This window comes from Agromyces cavernae, from assembly GCF_021044935.1.
GTDB classification, from domain to species: domain Bacteria; phylum Actinomycetota; class Actinomycetes; order Actinomycetales; family Microbacteriaceae; genus Agromyces; species Agromyces cavernae.
In genome coordinates, this window is the sequence record NZ_JAJNMP010000002.1 from 367,037 (window position 1) to 382,451 (window position 15,415).

Annotated in this window: 18 protein-coding genes; 8 read left to right on the forward strand and 10 right to left on the reverse strand. The window is 69.9% G+C overall.

Translation table 11 applies throughout. The annotated features are described in order from the left end of the window. Window position 1 precedes the first annotated feature (1 nt). Entirely contained in the window at window positions 2-1,096 is a 1,095-nt protein-coding gene (locus LQ757_RS07790) for a glycosyltransferase family 4 protein (RefSeq protein ID WP_231046656.1), read from the reverse strand. Then, window positions 1,093-1,986 (reverse strand): alpha/beta fold hydrolase, encoded by an 894-nt coding sequence (locus LQ757_RS07795; protein WP_231046657.1) that lies wholly within the window; start codon window positions 1,984-1,986, stop codon window positions 1,093-1,095. The genes LQ757_RS07790 and LQ757_RS07795 overlap by 4 nt, the downstream gene beginning before the upstream one ends. Window positions 1,987-2,113: 127 nt before the next feature. Between LQ757_RS07795 and LQ757_RS07800 the strand changes: the two genes are divergently transcribed. Beyond that, window positions 2,114-2,815: an exonuclease domain-containing protein gene (locus tag LQ757_RS07800; protein WP_231046658.1), complete on the forward strand. Its 702-nt coding sequence runs from the start codon at window positions 2,114-2,116 to the stop codon at window positions 2,813-2,815. Here LQ757_RS07800 and LQ757_RS07805 read toward each other — a convergent pair. From LQ757_RS07805 to glgA, 4 genes are all read right to left on the reverse strand, one after another. Then, complete coding sequence (locus LQ757_RS07805) at window positions 2,784-3,413, reverse strand: GNAT family N-acetyltransferase (RefSeq protein ID WP_231046659.1); 630 nt, start codon at window positions 3,411-3,413, stop codon at window positions 2,784-2,786. The genes LQ757_RS07800 and LQ757_RS07805 overlap by 32 nt on opposite strands. A gap of 82 nt (window positions 3,414-3,495) precedes the next feature. Next, the gene (locus LQ757_RS07810) at window positions 3,496-3,744 is read right to left on the reverse strand and encodes a type B 50S ribosomal protein L31 (protein WP_231046660.1); all 249 of its coding nucleotides are present in this window, start codon (window positions 3,742-3,744) and stop codon (window positions 3,496-3,498) included. 117 nt (window positions 3,745-3,861) lie between these two features. Beyond that, window positions 3,862-4,656, reverse strand: coding sequence for an ABC transporter ATP-binding protein (locus tag LQ757_RS07815; protein WP_231046661.1), 795 nt, complete (start codon window positions 4,654-4,656; stop codon window positions 3,862-3,864). A gap of 52 nt (window positions 4,657-4,708) precedes the next feature. Beyond that, window positions 4,709-5,896, reverse strand: coding sequence for a glycogen synthase (gene glgA / locus LQ757_RS07820; protein ID WP_231046662.1), 1,188 nt, complete (start codon window positions 5,894-5,896; stop codon window positions 4,709-4,711). Between the two features lie 81 nt (window positions 5,897-5,977). On the opposite strand from glgA, the gene glgC reads away from it, so the two are divergent. From glgC to LQ757_RS07835, 3 genes are all read left to right on the forward strand, one after another. Next, window positions 5,978-7,225, forward strand: coding sequence for a glucose-1-phosphate adenylyltransferase (gene glgC / locus LQ757_RS07825; RefSeq protein ID WP_231046663.1), 1,248 nt, complete (start codon window positions 5,978-5,980; stop codon window positions 7,223-7,225). Beyond that, the gene (gene serB / locus LQ757_RS07830; protein WP_231046664.1) at window positions 7,222-7,884 is read left to right on the forward strand and encodes a phosphoserine phosphatase SerB; all 663 of its coding nucleotides are present in this window, start codon (window positions 7,222-7,224) and stop codon (window positions 7,882-7,884) included. Before glgC ends, serB begins: the two co-directional genes overlap by 4 nt. Before the next feature lie 69 nt (window positions 7,885-7,953). After that, window positions 7,954-8,904 (forward strand): SMP-30/gluconolactonase/LRE family protein, encoded by a 951-nt coding sequence (locus LQ757_RS07835; RefSeq protein WP_231046665.1) that lies wholly within the window; start codon window positions 7,954-7,956, stop codon window positions 8,902-8,904. 26 nt (window positions 8,905-8,930) lie between these two features. Here LQ757_RS07835 and LQ757_RS07840 read toward each other — a convergent pair whose 3' ends face one another. Continuing rightward, window positions 8,931-9,641, reverse strand: coding sequence for a beta-ketoacyl-ACP reductase (locus tag LQ757_RS07840; RefSeq protein ID WP_231046666.1), 711 nt, complete (start codon window positions 9,639-9,641; stop codon window positions 8,931-8,933). A 132-nt stretch (window positions 9,642-9,773) separates the two neighbouring features. Here LQ757_RS07840 and LQ757_RS07845 point away from each other — a divergent pair, with 132 nt between their 5' ends. Genes LQ757_RS07845 through LQ757_RS07855 form a run of 3 tightly spaced genes read left to right on the forward strand, consistent with a single transcriptional unit; the run spans window position 9,774 to window position 11,208 of the window. Next, window positions 9,774-10,115 carry a DUF3099 domain-containing protein gene (locus LQ757_RS07845; RefSeq protein WP_231046667.1) on the forward strand — a complete coding sequence of 114 codons (342 nt, stop codon included), beginning with the start codon at window positions 9,774-9,776 and terminating at the stop codon, window positions 10,113-10,115. After that, a complete protein-coding gene (locus tag LQ757_RS07850; protein WP_231046668.1) occupies window positions 10,112-10,366 on the forward strand; it encodes a hypothetical protein in 255 nt (84 codons plus the stop codon). Before LQ757_RS07845 ends, LQ757_RS07850 begins: the two co-directional genes overlap by 4 nt. Beyond that, window positions 10,363-11,208: an SURF1 family cytochrome oxidase biogenesis protein gene (locus LQ757_RS07855; protein WP_231046669.1), complete on the forward strand. Its 846-nt coding sequence runs from the start codon at window positions 10,363-10,365 to the stop codon at window positions 11,206-11,208. The genes LQ757_RS07850 and LQ757_RS07855 overlap by 4 nt, the downstream gene beginning before the upstream one ends. Before the next feature lie 8 nt (window positions 11,209-11,216). Here LQ757_RS07855 and abc-f read toward each other — a convergent pair whose 3' ends face one another. Then, window positions 11,217-12,815 (reverse strand): ribosomal protection-like ABC-F family protein, encoded by a 1,599-nt coding sequence (abc-f, locus tag LQ757_RS07860; protein WP_231046670.1) that lies wholly within the window; start codon window positions 12,813-12,815, stop codon window positions 11,217-11,219. A gap of 149 nt (window positions 12,816-12,964) precedes the next feature. Between abc-f and LQ757_RS07865 the strand changes: the two genes are divergently transcribed. Continuing rightward, on the forward strand, window positions 12,965-14,062 hold the full coding sequence (locus tag LQ757_RS07865) for a winged helix DNA-binding domain-containing protein (protein WP_231046671.1): 1,098 nt from the start codon (window positions 12,965-12,967) through the stop codon (window positions 14,060-14,062). A 57-nt stretch (window positions 14,063-14,119) separates the two neighbouring features. Here the strand turns inward: LQ757_RS07865 and LQ757_RS07870 are convergent, their stop codons facing one another. Together LQ757_RS07870 and LQ757_RS07875 are read right to left on the reverse strand one after the other, a co-directional pair. Continuing rightward, window positions 14,120-14,674 carry an NADPH-dependent FMN reductase gene (locus tag LQ757_RS07870; protein WP_231046672.1) on the reverse strand — a complete coding sequence of 185 codons (555 nt, stop codon included), beginning with the start codon at window positions 14,672-14,674 and terminating at the stop codon, window positions 14,120-14,122. 110 nt (window positions 14,675-14,784) lie between these two features. Then, a complete protein-coding gene (locus tag LQ757_RS07875; protein WP_231046673.1) occupies window positions 14,785-15,351 on the reverse strand; it encodes a YceI family protein in 567 nt (188 codons plus the stop codon). Window positions 15,352-15,415: the final 64 nt, after the last annotated feature.

Sequence of the window (15,415 nt, forward strand, 5' to 3'; positions counted from 1 at the left end):
CTCACGGGCGCCGGCCGCGCCGCCGCCCTCGCGCGGCCACGGTGTCGCGCATGAGCGCGAGCAGGCGGTCGGCCGAGGCGGACCAGTTGTACGCCGCCGCCGTCTCGACCGACGCGGCCGACCGACGCTCCCACTCGCCCTCGCGTTCGAGCGACCACAGCGCCGAGACGAGCGACTCGGGGTCGTCGGGGTCGAAGAACAGGGCGGCGTCACCGCCGATCTCGCGGAAGATCGGGATGTCGCTGACGACGACCGGCGTGCCGAGGCGCATCGCCTCCACGAGCGGGATGCCGAAGCCCTCGGCCTTCGACGCGTGCACGAGCGCCGTGGCGCCGGCGAGTAGCTCGGCGTATGCGGAATCGGTCACGCCGTCATGGAAGACGAGCCGCGCCTGCGGTGCCAGCCGGGTGAGCCGCTCGCGATCGGCCTTGCCGATGCGACTCAGCAGGTGCAGCTCGTGGTCGGGCAGCGCCGCCACTGCTCGCACGAGCGTGTCGACGTTCTTGTAGGGCATGTACGAGCCCATGTACACGAGTCGATTGCCGGCCGGGCGTACGCGAGGCAGCATGGCGGGTCCGAGGTCGTCGGCCGCGTTCGGCACGACCACCACCGGGCGATCGGTGAGATGGTGCTCGTGGATGAGGCCCGCGGTCGTCTGCGAGACGGTGACGACCGCGTCGGCGCGATTCAACAACATGCGCTGCGGCCACCAGGCGAGGTGGTAGAGCCGCCACAGCAGTCGCACCGGCGCCGGCAGGTCGCGCGGCGGGGTTCGGTTCTCGTAGTAGATCAGGTCGTGCAGCGTCAGCAGAAGCTTGTAGTCGCGACCCCACGACCCCATCGTCTGCATGGGCGTGAACACGATGTCGGGCCGGAGCTTCTTGACCTGCAACGCGACGAGCGGTTCGCGGATGCTCGTCGGCCCACTCACGAGCTGCCACGGCAACGGCGGAAGCATGTCGAGTTGGCGGTGGTCGCTGACGAGCATCGTGAGCGGATGCCGCTTCGCGAGCTCGGTGACGATGCCCGCGGTGAATCGGCTGATGCCGTCGTGCTGCCCGATGCGGGTGTAGCGGCAGTCGACGACGATCCTCACGCGGTGGCCCCTTCGCGCAGGAACCGCAGGATGCGGGCGGCCGCGTCACCGGGGGTCTCGTAGTGGATGAGGTGCCCGACCTCGGGGATCACCTCGAGCTTCGCGTCGGGGAACCGGGTGACGAGGCGGTGCTGCGCGTCGAGCGGGGTGACGTCGTCGCGCTCGGCGGCGACGAGCAGCGTCGGCACGTGGATGTCGGCGGCGTACTCGCTGACATCGTGGCTCACCGAGGCGCGGAACGCCTCGAGCACGGCGTCGCGGTCGCCGAACGCCGAGAAGTAGCGGTCATGCTGGTCGTGGATCCAACGACGCAGCGACTTCTGCCGGGTCTTGGCCATCGTCACGCTCATGACGCGCACGATCGCGCCGTTGGCGAGCAGCGCGTAGCCGGCACGCTCGGGAAGAGCGGCGGCGGTGCGGTAGTAGAGCACCGCGAGCCGGGTCATGATGCCGCGGGGCCCCTCGAGCGCGGGCGCGCCGATGGGGTTCACGAGCACGAGGCGCTCGGGAGCGAGGCCGCGAGCGACGGCGGCCGACGACACGATCGAGCCGAACGAGTGGCCGAGCACGTCGTACGGCGCTTCGAGCCCGATCGCGTCGATGAACGCGGCCAGCCAGTCGGCATAGGCGTCGATGTCGTGCGGGCGCCCGGCGAACGTCGCCGATTCACCGAAGCCCGGAAGGTCGGGCGAGATGATGCGGAACCCCGGCAGCTGTGCCACGACCGGCTCGAGCCCGTGGTGGTCGCCCCGGAAGCCGTGCACGAGCACGAGCACCGGGGCATCGGCCTCGCCGTACTCCCACCAGGCGGTCTCTGTGCCGTCGACGTCGACGCGATGGGCCCGAACGGGGATGCGAGCGAGCTGCTCGGCGTACGGGGAGGCGATCATCCCAGCCATTCTACGGGCGAGCGTCGAGCGGTTCCTGCGTGCGCCCGGCGAGCGTTCGGCGTGCGGATGCCCCGGACACGCGCGCCGACGCCGAGACGATGACGGTGGGCGACCATAGCCTGACGCCATGCATGACACGAACGCCGCCCGCTGGGCCGACACCCTCGCCGTCTTCGACCTCGAGACCACCGGCATCGACGTCGACACGTGCCGCATCGTCACCGCCCACGTCGGGGTGCTGGGTGCTGCAGGAGAGGTGCTCGAACGGCGAGGGTGGATCGTCGATCCCGGCGTCGAGATCCCCACCGCGGCGTCGCTCATCCACGGCGTCACCACCGAGCGAGCGCGCCTCGAGGGGCAGCCCGCGCCGACGGCGGTCGCCGAGATCGTCGCCGCACTCGCCGATGTCGCCATGCGCGGCCTGCCGATCGTGGCCTACAACGCGTCGTACGACCTCACCCTGCTCGAGCGCGAGGCCGTCCGTTACGGCATCGCTCCACTGCCCGGCCCCGGGCCGGTCATCGACCCACTCGTCATCGACAAGGCCGTCGACCGCTATCGGCGCGGCAAGCGCACGCTCACCGCGACAGCCGAGCACTACGGCGTTCCACTCCCGAATGCGCACGATGCGGGCGCCGACGCCGTCGCCGCCGGCCGCGTCGCGCAGGCGATCGCACGGGCGTTCCCCGAGCTCGCGGCCGTCGCGGTCGCCGAGCTGCATGCTCGTCAGGTCGACTGGAGCCGCGAGCAGGCCGAGAGCTACCAGGCCTGGCGTCGCGCCAACGGCGAGCCCGAGTTCACGACTTCGGGCTCGTGGCCCGTGCGCTGAGCGGCGGCGCGATCTCGGGCCCCGATTCGGATTGCCCGCGGATGAGCGAGTAGACGAGCATGTCGCGGCGAGTGTCGCCGATGCGCATCCACGAGCGCAGGAGCCCCTCGCGCGCGAACCCAGTCGCCTCGGCGACGGCGATCGAGGCGGCGTTCGACGGTTCGATGAACAGTTCGAGCCGGTCGATCGAGGCGATGGTCCACGCCCAGTCCACGACGAGCCGAACCGCAGCCCCCGCGTACCCTTGGCCTCGCGCCGACGCCGCCAGCCAATAGCCGATGCCCGCACGGCCCGGATCATCGCGACGCGGCCACAGGCCGATCTGGCCGACGGCGCGATCGCCTGCGTCGGCGATCGCGAACGAGTACCCGGCGCCCGTCGAGAGCCTGCGGGCCTGCCGCGTGAGATACGCGCGAGCGGCCCACCGATCGGACGACGACGGCACGGTCGTGATGAGCGGGATCAACGAGTCGGCGGACGCCTCGACGATGAGCGCGAGATCCTCTGCGCGAAACGCCCGCAGACGCACTCGATCGTCGCTCAGTACCGGCAGACGACTCGGGCGACCGCCGCCGGCCGTGGGGTGCGCCGTGTTCATCCGCCGACCGTATCAGTGCCGTGCCGCAGGCACGACGAAGGGGCGGGCGACTCGCGTCGCCCGCCCCTTCGGTTCGGCTTGATTACTTGCCGAAGTTCTTGAAGCGCTGGTTGAACTTCTCGACGCGGCCGGCCGAGTCCATGATGCGCTGCTTGCCCGTGTAGAACGGGTGCGACTCCGACGAGATCTCGACGTCGATGACGGGGTAGGTCTCACCGTCGAGCTCGATGGTCTTGTCGCTCGTCGCGGTCGAGCGGGTGAGGAACGTGGCGCCCGAAGCGAGGTCGCGGAAGACGACGGCGTTGTACTCGGGGTGGATGTCGGTCTTCATGGAGACTTCCTTGGGATATCAGCGATCGGATGGTGGATACGACAACCTGCGCGCGCAGGAAAGTACAGCGGCCCTCGGGCCAGCTATCGATTCTAGCAGAACCGACGGCGACGCATGTCAGGCGGCGGCGCGCGCGGCGAATCGACTGTCGCGCTCGGTGAGCTCGATGGTCATGCCGAAGGTCTCGGTGAGCGTCTCGGAGGTGAGCGCCTCGTCGAGCGGCCCCGACGCGACGATGCCGCCGTCGGACAGCAGCAGCGCGTGGGTGAAGCCCGCCGGGATCTCTTCGACGTGGTGCGTGACCATGACGATGGCGGGTGACGAGGGCGAGGCCGCGTAGCCGCCGAGCAGGCCGACGAGCTCTTCGCGTGCGCCGAGGTCGAGGCTCGCCGCGGGCTCGTCGAGCAGCAGGAGTTCGGGGTCGGTCATCACCGATCGCGCGATCTGCACCCGCTTCTGCTCGCCGTCGGAGAGGCTGCCGAAGCGACGCTCCGAGAAGCCGTCGAGCCCCCACTCCTTGAGCACGCGCTCGGCGCGGCGCAGGTCGATGCCCTCGTACTCCTCGTTCCAGCGCCCGGTGACCGAGTACGCCGCCGTGAGCACGACGTCGAGCACGGTCTCTTCGCGCGGGATGCGACGGGCCATCGCCGTCGAAGCGAAGCCGATCATGGGGCGGAGCTCGAACACGTCGACCTTGCCGAGGGCCTCCTGCAGCACCTCGGCGGTGCCGGTGGTCGGGTGCATCGCGGCGGCCGCGATCTGCAGGAGCGTGGTCTTGCCCGCACCATTGGGCCCGAGCACGACCCAGCGTTCGTCGGAGTCGACCTTCCAGGTCACCGAGTCGAGAATCGTGTTGCCATCGCGGATCACCGACACATCGCGGAACTGCAGAACCGTACTCGCACTCGACATGCGTCCAATGCTATCGGCAGCCGAGGGTGCGATCTGACGCGCCCGACGTGCCTCAGCGGGCGAGCACGCGCTCGTAGACCTCGATCGTGCGCGCCGCGATCGCGTCCCACGCGAAGTGCGTCTCGGCGCGTCGCCGGCCCGCTCGCCCCATGGCGCGGGCCCGCTCGGGGTCGCCGACGACCGCGGCGAGCGCGTCGGCGAGGTCGCGCACGAAACGGTCGGGGTCGAGTGGTGTTCCGGTGCCGTCGTCGGCCTGGTCGATCGGCACGAGCACGCCGGTGACGCCGTCGTCGACGACCTCGGGGATGCCGCCGGTGGCGGTGCCGACGACGGGTGCGCCGCACGCCATCGCCTCGAGGTTCACGATGCCGAGCGGTTCGTAGACCGACGGGCACACGAAGGCCGTCGCCGCCGTGAGCAGCGCGGTGAGTTCGGGTCGAGGCAGATGACGGTCGATCCACACGACGCCGTCGCGTTCGGTGCGCAGCACCTCGACGAGCCCGGTGACCTCGGCCATGATCTCGTCGGTGTCGGGCGCCCCCGCGCAGAGCACGAGCTGCACCTCAGGTGGCAGCAACCGCGCCGCGCGCAACAGGTAGGGCAGCCCCTTCTGGCGCGTGATGCGGCCCACGAACACGATCGAGGGGCGGTCGGGATCGACACCGAGGCTCCGCACCGCATCGGGGTCGTCGTTCGGGGCCCAGTCGGTGAGGTCGATGCCGTTGTAGACGACCTCGACCCGTTCGGGATCGATCTGCGGATACGAGCGCAGGATGTCCCGACGCATGCCCGCGCTCACGGCGATGACCGCGTCAGCGTCGTCGAAGGCGCTTCGCTCGACCCACGACGAGAGTCGGTACCCGCCGCCGAGCTGTTCGGCCTTCCACGGCCGCAGGGGCTCGAGGCTGTGCGCGGTGACGACGTGCGGCATACCGTGCAGGCGCTTCGCGGTGAATCCGGCGAAGTTCGCGTACCAGGTGTGCGAGTGCACGACATCGGCGCCGGCCGTGTCGCCCGCGATGAGCAGGTCGACGCCCATCGTCGCGAGCGCGGCGTTCGCTCCACCGAACTCCACCGGGGTCGGATAGGCGGTCGTTCCCGCCTCGTCACGGGGTGCTCCGAAGCATCGCACCCGCACGTCGATGTCGCGGCGCAGCGCCCGCACGAGTTCGGCCGCATGCACCCCTGCGCCCCCGTAGACCTCAGGCGGATACTCGCGGGTGAGGAGGTCGATGCGCATACGGCAACGCTAGCGCAGGGGCATCCGACATGGACCGTCTTCGAAAGCCGGAAACGCGGGGCTCGTGGGTAGGGTTGGGGCATGATGACGCGCAAGGTATTCGGCATCGTCCTCGCGGGCGGCGAGGGCAAGCGACTCATGCCCCTCACCGAAGACCGCGCCAAGCCCGCCGTGCCCTTCGGCGGGCAGTATCGTCTCATCGACTTCGCGCTCTCGAACCTGCTGAACTCGGGACTGCGCCAGATCGTCGTGCTCACCCAGTACAAGTCGCACAGCCTCGACCGGCACGTCTCGCAGACGTGGCGCATGGACGGCATGCTCGGCTCGTACGTGGCGTCGGTGCCCGCGCAGCAGCGTCTCGGCAAGCGCTGGTTCTCGGGCTCGGCCGACGCGATCCTTCAGAGCCTCAACCTCATCTACGACGAGCAGCCCGACATCATCGTCGTCGTCGGCGCCGACCACGTCTATCGCATGGACTTCAGCCAGATGATCCAGGCGCACATCGATTCGGGCGCCGCAGCCACCGTCGCCGCGATCCGCCAGCCCATCGCGCTCGCCGACCAGTTCGGCGTCATCGAGGTCGACGCGAAGGATCCGACACGCATCCACCAGTTCCTCGAGAAGCCGAAAGACCCGGTCGGCCTGCCCGACTCCCCCCACGAGGTGCTCGCTTCGATGGGCAACTACGTCTTCGACGCCGACGCACTCATCGAGGCGGTGCTGCGCGACGGTGAGCGCACGGACTCGAGCCACGACATGGGCGGCGACATCATCCCCGCGTTCGTGGCCGACGGCAAGGCCGGCGTGTACGACCTGCAGAACAACGACGTGCCCGGCTCGACCGATCGCGACCGCTACTACTGGCGCGATGTGGGAACGATCGACTCCTTCTTCGAGGCGCATCAGGACCTCATCTCGGTGCTGCCGGTCTTCAACCTCTACAACCGCGAGTGGCCGATCTTCAGCCAGCAGTTGAACTCCCCGCCCGCGAAGTTCACCCGTGATGCGCGCGGCTCGCTCGGAACGGTCATCGACTCGATCGTCTCGCTCGGCTCGGTCATCTCGGGCGCGCACGTCGAGCGCAGCGTGCTCGGACCGTGGGCCATCGTCGGCTCGGGCGCGCACGTCGCCGACTCGATCCTCTTCGACCGCGCCCGCATCGAGGCGGGCGCGACCGTGCAACGGGCCATCCTCGACAAAGAGGTCGTCGTCGAGGCCGGCGCGCACATCGGCGTCGACCGCGCCGAAGACGTGGCTCGCGGGTTCATCGTGACCGACAGCGGCATCACGGTGGTCGGCAAGGGTTCACGGGTCCGGTCACTGTCGTGACGGCCGGCGCCGTCGGCCGCTCGCGCGGCCCACTCGTCGTGCTCGACGCCGATTCGACCCTCATCCGCGAGGAGGCCATCGAACTGCTCGCCGAGGCCGCCGGAAGCCTCGAACACGTCACCGAGGTCACCGAACGGGCGATGCGCGGCGAGCTCGACTTCGCCGAGAGCCTGCGTGAGCGCGTTGCGACGCTCGCCGGACTCGATGTCGGCGTGATGGCATCAGCGCGTGAACGGATGACCCCGACCGATGGGGTGCACGAGCTCATCGACCGCGTGCACGCGGCCGGCGGGCTCGTCGGCGTGGTGTCGGGCGGGTTCCACGAGCTGCTCGACCCCCTTGCACAGCGGCTCGGCCTCGACTTCTGCCGGGCCAACCGGCTCGAGACCGCCGACGGCCGGCTCACCGGGCGGGTCGACGGCGACATCGTCGATGCCAGCGCGAAGGCCGCGGCGCTCGAGGAATGGGCTGCCGTGAGTGGCATCGCGCTCGAGCGCACCCTCGCGGTCGGCGACGGCGCGAACGACCTCGAGATGCTCGGGAAGGCAGCGCTCGGCGTCGCATTCTGCGCGAAGCCCGTCGTGCGTGCGCAGGCGGATATCGCGATCGACACCCCCGACCTCAGCGCCGTGCTGCCGCTGCTCGGCCTGCGGGGCTGACCGGTCCCACCGCTGGGAGCTTCCTCCGAACCCGCACCGCCCCGCCGAACCGGTCGTAACATGTGGTCCATGTCCGGACGCATCGTCGCACGTACATTGGCCGCTGCTGCACTGACAGGGCTCCTCGCCGTCTCGGCGGCGGGCGCCGCCTCGGCTGCAGGCTCTCCGCCGGGAGGCGGTGCGGTCGAAGACCTCATCGCGTTGCCCAACGGATTCCAGCCCGAGGGCATCACCATCGATCCGCGCGGAACCGCCTATCTCGGCTCATTGGCCGACGGTGACATCTATGCCGCCGACCTGCGCACCGGCGAAGGCGAGATCATCAGCCAGGGGCCCGGCACCCCGTCTGTCGGACTGAAGATCGATCGATTCGGCCGTCTCTTCGTCTCCGGCGGGCCGTCGGGCAGCGCTCGTGTGGTCGATTCGGCTACCGGTGACGTGCTCGAGACGTATCAGCTGACCGCGGGTCCGGCGTTCATCAACGACGTCGTCCTGACGCACGACGGCGCCTGGTTCACGAACAGCTTCGCCGCAGAGCTGTACTTCCTGCCGGTGAGTCCGTCCGGCGGCCTCCCCGACGCCTCCGACGTCGTGACGCTGCCGCTCACAGGGGACTGGGTGCAGCAACCGGGGTTCAACGCCAACGGCATCGCGGAGACGCCCGATCACAAGGCGCTCCTCGTGATCCAGTCGGCGACCGCGACCCTCTTCCGCGTCGACCCGGCCACGGGCGAGGCGACGACGGTCGACCTCGGCGGAGCGACGCTCCCGAACGGGGACGGCCTGCTCGTGAAGGGCCGCACGCTCTACGTGGTGCAGAACTTCTCGAACACCGTCGCAGTCGTCCGCCTCGACGCCCAAGGCAGGACCGGCACGCTCGTCGACCAGCTGACTGACCCCGCGTTCGACGTGCCGACCACGGTCGCGGCGTACGGATCGAGCCTGTTCCTGCCGAACGCGCGCTTCGGCACGCCGCCGACGCCCGACACCGAGTACGAGGTGGTACGGATCGACCGCTGAGCCCATGCTGCGGCGATTGGCTCGGACTAGTGCCCCATGCCGAGGCCGCCGTCGACCGGGATGACGGCGCCCGAGATGTAGCTCGCGTCGTCGCCCGCGAGCCACGTGACGACGCGCGCGACCTCGGTGGGCGAGGCGTACCGGCCGAGCGGGATGCTCTTCTTGTACTCGGCCTGCTGCGCCTCGGAGAGTTCGTCGGTCATGTCGGTCTCGATGAAGCCCGGTGCGACGACGTTGGCGGTGATGTTGCGCGCACCGAGTTCGCGGGTGAGCGAGCGCGCCATGCCGACGAGGCCGGCCTTCGACGACGAGTAGTTGACCTGTCCCGCCGAGCCGAAGAGCCCGACGACGCTCGAGATGAGCACGATGCGACCGAACTTCGCCTTGAGCATGCCCTTCGAGGCGCGCTTGATCACGCGGAAGGCGCCCGTGAGATTGGTGTCGATCACGCTCGTGAACTCGTCTTCGCTCATGCGCAGCAGCAGGGTGTCGCGCGTGATGCCGGCGTTGGCGACGACGACCTCGACGGGGCCGAGCTCGGCCTCGATCTCGGTGAATGCCCGGTCGATCGACTCCGCGTCGGTGACGTCGGCCCGCACGGTGAGCGAGCCCGCGGGCCCCTCGCCCGAGCGCGCAGTGACGGCCACTCGGTGGCCCTGCGCGAGGAACTCGGTCGCGATCGCGTACCCGATTCCGCGGTTGCCGCCGGTCACGAGTACGGTGCGGCTCGTCGTCATGTCGGACTCCGTTCTGTGGGTGCGGCCGAATGGCCCGTCTCAGCATAGAGGCTCGCCGTTCGGGACATCCGCACCGCTCGAACGGACGTAGGCTTGTGGGTGGAGGAACGCCGTCGGGCCACGGCGACCACGATGAAGCATCAGTCGATCACCACGCTGCCCCCCTCGCCTGAGGAGGAGCGCCGATCGCGAATGATCAAGTACTCGATCACCATGTCGATCCGGGTGCTGTGCATCTTCGCGATGCTGTTCGTCGACGGTTGGTGGCTCGCCGTGTGCGCAGCCGGCGCGATCTTCCTGCCCTACGTCGCCGTGGTGCTCGCGAATGTGGCGAGCCCGACGCGGCGCCAGGTCGTGCTCCGCCCGGGCATGATCGTGCCCCGCACTCCCCCGACCTCCGAGCAGACGGGCGAGCCGCGCCCGGTGGCCGATGACCAGACCGACGTCCGCCCCGACGAGCAGGGTGCCGCATGATCGGGGGTCTCGGCGCGCCCCCGGCGCAGGGCACGTGCTCGCGTGCGGAGTGCCGTGAGCACGCCACGTGGCGCATCGACTGGCGCAATCCGCGCATCCACACCGACGGCCGCAGCAAGACGTGGCTCGCGTGCGACGAGCACGTGGAGTACCTGCGCGGCTTCCTCGAGGCGCGATCGTTCCCGCTGACCGTCTCGCGGTTCGACGCCGATGCGGCGATCCCGGATGCCTCGGCAGGGGGCCGTTCGTGAGCGAGTGGCGGTTCGTGCTCTCACGGCAGTGGGCGGGCTACCTCGCCCTCACCGTGATCTTCGCGATCGTGTGCTGCGCCCTCGGCACCTGGCAGTTGAACCGGCGTGCCGAGGCGCTCGCCGAGGTCGCCCGCATCGACGCGAACTACGACGCCGACCCGGTGCCCGTCGCCGAGGCGCTGCCCGACCCGGCCGCGTTCGACGTCGACCAGCGGTGGCAGGTCGTCGCCCTCTCGGGCGAGTTCCTCACCGATGAAGAGGTCGTGGTGCGCAACCGCCCGTTCGAGGGCAGTTCGGGCTTCGAGGTGATCACGCCGTTCCGCCTCGACGACGGCACGGTCTTCATGGTCGATCGGGGTTGGATCCCCCAGAACTCCGAGGGGCGACCGAGCGAGGCCGCCCCGGCGCCGAGCGGCGAGGTCGACGTCACCGCGCGCCTCAAGGCCGGTGAAGGCGGCATCGCCGGGCGCACGTCGACGGGCGACGAACTCGCGACGATCGACCTCGGCGAACTCGCCGAGCGCGTCGGCGAACCGGCCTACACCGGCGCGTACGGCGTGCTCGTGCAGTCCGGCGCCGACGTCGACGAGCCACCGCTCGCCGCCGCCCGGCCGATCCGCGACGAGGGCCCCCACCTCTCCTATGCACTGCAGTGGTACGTGTTCGCGCTGCTCGGCTTCATCGGCCTGGCGTGGGCGGCCAACCAGGAGCGCAAGGGCCTCGCCGAGGCATCCGCCGCCGGCGAATCGACGAAAGCGGCGACGCGCGAACCGAGGCGACCGAAGCGCGAGAAGCGCGACGAGGACGCCGACGTCGAAGACGGCATCCTCGACCGGCGCTGACCCGCGGTCTACGCCAGCTCGATGAGCTCCTGGTAGTCACGGCTCCAGTGGTCTTCGGTGCCGTCGGGCATGATCAGCACGCGCTCGGGGTTCAGCGCCTCGACCGCGCCCGGGTCGTGCGAGACGAGCACGACCGAGCCCTCGTAGTGCGCGAGCGCGTCGAGGATCTCGGCGCGGCTCGCGGGGTCGAGGTTGTTCGTCGGCTCGTCGAGCAGCAGGACGTTCGCGCCGGAGACGACGATCATCGCGAGCGCGAGCCGGGTCTTCTCGCCGCCGGAGAGCACGCCCGCGGGCTTGTGCACGTCGTCGCCGGTGAACAGGAACGAGCCGAGCACCTTGCGCGCCTCGGTCTCGGTGAGGTTTGGCGACGAGCTCACCATGTTCTCGAGCACGCTGCGCTTGACGTCGATGGTCTCGTGCTCCTGGGCGTAGTAGCCGACCCGCAGGCCGTGCCCGGGCTCGACGACACCGGTGTCGGGTGCGTCGACGCCCGCCAGGATGCGCAGCAGCGTCGTCTTGCCGGCTCCGTTGAGCCCGATGATGACGACCTTCGACCCGCGGTCGATGGCGAGGTCGACGGCCGCGAAGATCTCGAGCGAGCCGTAGCTCTTGGACAGGTCGCTCGCGGTGAGCGGCGTGCGGCCGCAGGGCGCGGGAGTCGGGAACCGCAGCTTCGCGACGCGATCGGCCGTACGCACCTCTTCGAGGCCCGCGAGCAGCTTCTCGGCCCGGGCGACCATCTGGTGCGCCGCGGCGGCCTTCGACGCCTTCGCCCCGAACCGCGCGGCCTGCAACTGCAGCGCCCCCGCCTTCTTCTCGGCGTTGGCGCGCTCCTTCTTGCGGCGCTCCTCGTCGGCGGCGCGCTGGCGCTGGTAGTGCTTCCAGCCCATGTTGTAGATGTCGATCATCGAGCGGTTCGCGTCGAGGTAGAACACCCGGTTGACGACTTCGCCGACGAGTTCGACGTCGTGGCTGATGACGATGACGCCGCCCTTGTAGGCCTTCAGGAACTCGCGCAGCCACACCACCGAGTCGGCGTCGAGGTGGTTGGTCGGCTCGTCGAGGATCATCGTGCCGGCGTCGGAGAACAGGATCCGCGCGAGCTCGATTCGGCGGCGCTGTCCGCCCGAGAGCGTCTTCAGCGGCTGGTCGAGGATGCGGTCGGGCAGGTTCAGGTTCGATGCGATCGACGCCGCCTCGGCCTCGGCCGCATAGCCGCCGAGCGCCGTGAAGCGATCGGTGAGGTTGCCGTACTTGCGCATCGCCTTCTCGGCGACGGCGGGGTCGTCGCTCGCCATGAGGTGCGACTGCTCGTGCATGCCGAGCACGAGGCTGCCGAGGCCGCGCGCGTCGAGGATGCGCGTGCGGGCCAGCATCTCGGGGTCGCCGGAGCGCGGGTCCTGCGGCAGGTAGCCGATCTCGCCGGAGCGGTCGATGCGCCCGTCGGTCGGCAGGGTCTCACCCGCGAGCGTCTTCGTGAGCGTGGTCTTGCCGGCGCCGTTCCGGCCGACGAGGCCGATCTTGTCGCCGTCGGAGACGCGGAAGTTCACGTGCTCCATGAGGACGCGGGCGCCGACGCGGATCTCGAGATCATGGACGGCGAGCACGGGGATCCTCCGGGAGGTTCAGGATGGGGTCTGCGTGCCGAGTGGCACAGCCGGTCAGTCTATCCCGCCGGCCTGAACCGCATGGCCCGGTGCCGAGGCTGCCGTCGTCACTGGAAGCGGATGTCGCAGGGTTCGGGCAGACTCGTCGCATGCCGAACCTCGCCACCGATGCCCAGGTGCGCGCGGCGCGCCTCACGTCGCACGGGCTCCGAGGCGGGGGTGGATTCGCCTCGATCGGCGAGGCAGTGCGGCGGCTGGGCGCCGTGCAGGCGCAAGACTTCGTGGCGTCGAAGTGGGTCGTCGGAGCGCGCGTGCCGGGGGCGACCGAGGGCGACGTCGATTCGGCCATCGCGTCACGCGAGATCGTGCGCAGCTGGCCGCTGCGGGGCACCCTGCATCTCGTACCGGCGACATCGCTTCGCCCGATCCTCGCCGTCACGGGGGCTCGCGAGCTCGCCCGGGCTGCGAAGCGGCACCGCGACCTCGAGATCGACGACGAGGTGGTTCGTCAGGCCCGCTTCATCGCCGAACGCGAGCTCACCGGCGGTCGATCGCTCTCGCGCGACGAGCTGTTCGCGCAGTGGCAGCGAGCGGGTATCGCCACCGCCGCACAACGCGGGTACCACCTCATCTGGACACTCGCACTCCAGGCCGTCGTGTGCGCGGGGCCCGTCGAGGGCCGCGGGCAGCGCTTCGTGCTGCTCGATGAATGGTTTCCCGCGGCGAAACCGGGCGACCAGCAGCGTGACGAGACGCTCGCCGCGCTGCTGACGGCCTATCTCGACGGGCACGGGCCCGCGACCGTGCGCGACTTCGCCTGGTGGTCGGGGCTGACGCTGGGTGATGCGCGCACTGCGCACGCCGCCGCCGGGGATGCCGTCGAGATGCTCGACGACGAGCGGCTCGTCATCGCAGGGGCCGATGCGTCGGCACCGGGACGATCGGGCGGCCTCGCACTGGCGCCGTTCGACGAGTACTTCCTCGGGTACGCCGACCGCTCGGCCGTATGCGACGCCCGGTACGCCGATCGAGTCGTCCCCGGTTCGAACGGTGTCTTCCAGCCGATCCTCGTCACGAACGGCCGTGTCGAGGGCGTGTGGAAGGCGAAGCAGGCTCGCGGCGGGGCATCCGTCGTACTCGATCCGTTCGAGTCGCCGATCGATGCCGCACGCTACGCGGGGGCCCTCCGGCGGTGGGCGCGATTCCGGGGCATCCGTCTCGAAGCGACATCCGTGCTCGAAGGCTGAGCTCGGCGGCAGCAGCGATGGGCGGCCCGGCCGGACCGCCCATCGAACCTGCTCGGGTCAGGCGGCGACGCGCTCGTCCTCGCGGAGCGAGAGCTCGTCGAGCATCGTCTGCAGCTCGGCAGCGAGCTCGGGCGTGGCGACGAGCGCGCCGTCTTCGGCGAGCAGCGACCAAGGGGTCTCGACCTGCAGGTCGATCGACGTGCGCTCGAGGCCGAGGTTGCCGAGCACGAAGCCGAGCTGGCCGATCATGCGGCTCTCGGGGTAGGCACCGTAGCCGACGATGCCGGCGAGCTTGCCCTTCCACTCGGCCTTGAGGAAGTCGAGCGCGTTCTTCAGCGAGCCGGGGAAGGAGCCGTTGTACTCGGGGCTGACGATCAGGAACGCGTCGGCCGCGGCCACCCGCTCGGCCCACGCGAGCGTGTGCGGCAGTTCGTACTTGCCCATCATCGGCGGGTGCGCCTCGTCGAAGAACGGCAGGTCGAGCTCCTGCAGGTCGGCGACATCGATCTCGACATCTCCGCGCTGGTGCGCGGTGGCGACGACCCAGTCGGCGACGGTGCGTCCGATGCGGGCCTGGCGGGTGCTGGCGACGATGACCATGAGCGTGGGCAAGAGTGTGTGCTCCTTGAAGCGTGGGGGAACTGAGGATCGTGGATGCCGAACAGCGTCGGCCTGTGTCCAGCGGGCGGCCCTGGGGACCAGGACCACCCGCTGGTAACCGGCTACTGCTGCAGCGCAGCCTGCAGCTCGAGGGTGATCGTGACCTGCTCGCCGAGCAGCACGCCGCCCGTCTCGAGTGCGGCGTTGTAGGTCAGGCCGAAGTCCTCGCGGTTGATGACGGTCTTCGCCGTCGCGCCGCCCTTGTAGTTGCCGTAGGGGTCGCCGCCGAAGCCGCCGAAGTCGAAGTCGAACGTGACGCGGTTCGTGATGCCGCGGATCGAGAGGTTGCCGTCGACCTTGAAGTCGCCGCCCTCGACGCGCACGCCCGTCGAGACGAAGTCGATCGTCGGGTGGGTCTCGGCGTCGAAGAAGTCGCCCGTGCGCAGGTGCGCGTCGCGGTTCGGCTCGTTGGTGGTGATCGAGGCGACCTCGGCGGATGCGGTCACGGTCGAGTCGAGCGGGTTCTCGGCGGTCACGAAGGTGGCGTCGAAGCGCTCGAACTTGCCCTTCACCTTGCTGATCATCAGGTGGCGGATGCTGAAGCCGACCTCGCTGTGAGCGGCGTCGATGTTCCAGGTGCCGGCGCGGTAGCCGGGGATCTCGATCGTGGTCGCGGTGGTGTTCGTCATGCGGTGTCTGTCTCCATGAGTCGCTTTCGGGGCAGCCGATCGGCCACGCATATGCAAACGCATG